The following is a 3,189-nucleotide window of genomic DNA, read 5'->3' as shown; positions in this document are numbered from 1 at the left end:
CCAGCATGACAAAGTCCGCCATGAGCTGCTTACCGCCAGCGATCACGCCCGTAACCTTATTACTCCTGACGGTGATACTATCCACAGTAGTATTCAAAACGAACTTAACGCCACGCTTTTCCAGGCCCGTCTTCATGGAGCTGAAAACATTCGGCAGCATATCGGAAGCGATGTGCTTCTGCTTGATGGGGATGAACTCGATGCCGTTGGCGGCCGCACGCTGCTCCAGCGCCGGAGACGGCACCAGGGGCGCCTTCTTCGGAGCTCCATGCTCGACAAAGTAGGTGTCCACCATATCGAACAGTTCCTGGGTCCTCTTCATGCCGATAAAATCGACGAGGTCGCCGCCGATGAGCGGGCTGAGGTTGAGCTTGCCATCCGACATGCCGCCCGCGCCGCCCACGCCTGCGGTAACATTGCATATATTACAATAAATACAGTTATTCCCCTTCATGACCTGGCAGGTCCGGTCGTGGATGTCCTTGCCCTTCTCGATGATGGTAACGTCCGCGTACTCCGCCAGCTCCCTCGCCGCCATCAGGCCGCCGGGGCCCGCCCCGACGATGATAACCCTTTTCCTGGTCCCTGCTTTCGTTATTACCACACCTTCCATAGGGATTCTCTTCCAGTCAATATAAATAATTTCTCTCGGACCCGTCCCGCCGTACCTGCAGGTTCATGGCCAGAGAATTCCCAGTATGACGATAAAAACTCCGAGAGTAGCCGTAAAATAGCCCGGTACATTGACCAGCTGATAGCCGATCGTAAATTTCGTAAGCTGCTTGAATATGCCGGCGATAATGACGAATATGCCCGGCAGTATAATTAGGATCTGCATCGTATCACATTCGATAATTACCTGATGGCGGAGAGTAAATATAAGTTATTACTATTATCTATAAGGTCGCTTCGATCAGCGTTTCGATCGTGTTACTGAGCTTCACGGGATCGCTGAGCGTAGTGACTTTTTAATATACGGCAAAAATGTTCAGAATGGCCTGATCAAAGCATGGTCTTCGCGATGGCGAACTGGCCACTGCAGAGGCTCTGGAGCTCTTTCACGATGCGCAGTGCCTCCTTTAGGCCTTCCCGGTCTTTTTTCGATAATGAGTAGGGGAAAATGTACTCGTTGCTCACGATGCCCCGCTTTATGTTGTGCACGTAGCCGAGCATCATGACCCTTGAGAGCTGGTCATAGGCGAACATGTAGCGGTCGATCGACTTCCTGTCTATAACGCCGAGGTCGTGCATCTTCCACAGGCGGTCGGCGATGTTGGTGCGGGTGATGCTGTACTTGACCGATAATGCCTTGATCGACTGGCTGTAAATGCGGAAGCCATATTTCTTAAGGTTGAACGCGTCCTCGGAATCGGCAAAGAACTCGACCTTGAACGAATCCCCCTCGAGGCCCACCTCGGCCTTGATGGCCGAAATGGCAAGCTCCGTGGCATAGGTCGGGTCAGCGTGCAGTGCCATGTGAAGCGTCTTAAGGAAACGGTTTGCCAGGGGACGGTCGCCGAAAATGAAACGGGCGTCCATAATGACAGAGCGCTCATAAGTCGTGTCCAGGCGGGCCAGCTGCTCGGCAATAGTGCCCCTCCACTTTGGATTGCTCGCCATCATGTTGCCCCGGCACCTGGGAAATCCGGCGGCAGAAAGCCTCGAAACCAGGCTCTCCGAGAACATCTTGAAGAACCGCCTGCCGTCATCGTCCACCGTATCGTCCAGTACGAGGATCGTGTCCTGGTCCGACTCGACGGACATCTCCTCCCGGCCAAAGCTTCCCACGGCCATTAATGCGAACTTATGCCTCGGCGGCCCCATGGAGTACTTCATCTCGTCCATCACGAACTCGGCGACCTTGAACGCCATGGCCTCGCGGCACGATGAGACGATATGGTTGACGTTGCTGCCCGTGCCGCCCATGCCGAGCACGTTCTCGCAAAGCCGGATCATCTCGCTGTTGATGGGGAGAAGCTGCCGTGGATTCTTCTCCGAGCGTATCTCGCCAAGGATCTTGTTCAGTCGGTAGTAGGCGCTGGACTCCGACGAGAGGCTCTGCCAGTACCGGATGCTTTCAAGGCCCTCCTCCAGGGTCTTCTGCTCAAGCACGAAGGGGCAGTCAATATCCTTGACCTTATCGTAGACGTACCCCCAGTCGATCTTCCCGTGCCCGAGGGCCAGATGCTCGTCCATATAGCCGAAGTTGTCGTGGGCGTGGATCTCGACGATGTATTCCTTCCGGTCGACATAGTCCTCGATATTGCCCGTGAGCCGGGCGTGGCCGACGTCGAAGGTCAGGCCCACGTTTCCCCGGTTAACGCCCTTAATGATTCGCTCCATCTCGGCGAAGTTCCGGCCTACCATGTACTTCTCGTTCATCGCGTTCTCGACGCCGACCATGATGTCGTACTGGCCGGCGCGGTCGCAGACCTTCGCCAGGCTCAGCACGTTGTTCTCGATGGCCTTTTCCAGGCCCCCGCTGACCGACGGCGACGCATAGCCCGTGTGAACGGTTATCAGGCGGACGTAATCCGAGAGACTATCGATCATTCCTGTCAGCATGTCGACGCTGCTATCCCGGACATACTGGTAGACGCTGGCGATGTTGACGTTCTTGAAGGGCAGGTGGGCGGTCAGGAGCAGGTTCGTCGTGCCGGAGACGTCGTCGATGAGCTTGAGCGTCTGGTCACCGATGGGCTCCCGCTCCGGGAAAAAGAGCTCGCAGCAGCTAAAGCCGTTATCCTCTAACGATTGTATGGAGCGTACGTCGCTCTCCGACTGTAGCCGGTGCGAGAATGCGGGTTCCACGCCAAGATATCGGCGGCCTCCGGTTATATCTTTTTGCATCCCACCGTTCTCACCACAGGGCGCACGGAGGCACCACGGAGGGCACGGTTTATTATTCACCACGGCGAACACGGCGAACACGGCGCTCTTTTATTTCCTGAAGGGGGCTGACGCCGCGCGGAGCGCTCTTATTTACCCCTCGGAGACCCCCTGCTTAATAATATTATCAGGAAACCGTGTCGCCGTGGTGTCGCCGTATCAATTTTTAAGGAGCGCCGTGTTCGCCGTGTCGCCGTGGTGAATTAAGTGCTGTGTCGCCGTGGTGAATAAAAAGTTGTTACCGCTTGATGCCGTAGGATTCGAGCAGCATCGCCGGGTCAAGCTTCCCATAAGTCTCCA

At 55.7% G+C, this 3,189-nt stretch carries 3 protein-coding genes; all 3 read right to left on the bottom strand.

Going from position 1 to position 3,189, the window contains the following annotated elements; translation table 11 throughout:
• A partial coding sequence (locus VMC84_RS03835; protein WP_325378310.1) for an FAD-dependent oxidoreductase occupies nucleotides 1-613 on the bottom strand: 613 nt, incomplete at its 3' end.
• Nucleotides 614-676: 63 nt separating this feature from the next.
• Nucleotides 677-838: a hypothetical protein gene (locus tag VMC84_RS03830; RefSeq protein WP_325378308.1), complete on the bottom strand. Its 162-nt coding sequence runs from the start codon at nucleotides 836-838 to the stop codon at nucleotides 677-679.
• A 164-nt stretch (nucleotides 839-1,002) separates the two neighbouring features.
• Nucleotides 1,003-2,811: a DUF294 nucleotidyltransferase-like domain-containing protein gene (locus tag VMC84_RS03825; RefSeq protein ID WP_325378306.1), complete on the bottom strand. Its 1,809-nt coding sequence runs from the start codon at nucleotides 2,809-2,811 to the stop codon at nucleotides 1,003-1,005.
• Between the last annotated feature and the right edge of the window lie 378 nt (nucleotides 2,812-3,189).

It is taken from the genome of Methanocella sp. (assembly GCF_035506375.1).
Lineage (GTDB): Archaea > Halobacteriota > Methanocellia > Methanocellales > Methanocellaceae > Methanocella.
This window is presented reverse-complemented; position numbering and strand designations above follow the sequence as displayed.

Bases quoted from the DNA above. Each gene is read 5' to 3' on its own strand.
- VMC84_RS03830 (WP_325378308.1), bottom strand. From the start codon at position 838: ATGCAGATCCTAATTATACTGCCGGGCATATTCGTCATTATCGCCGGC.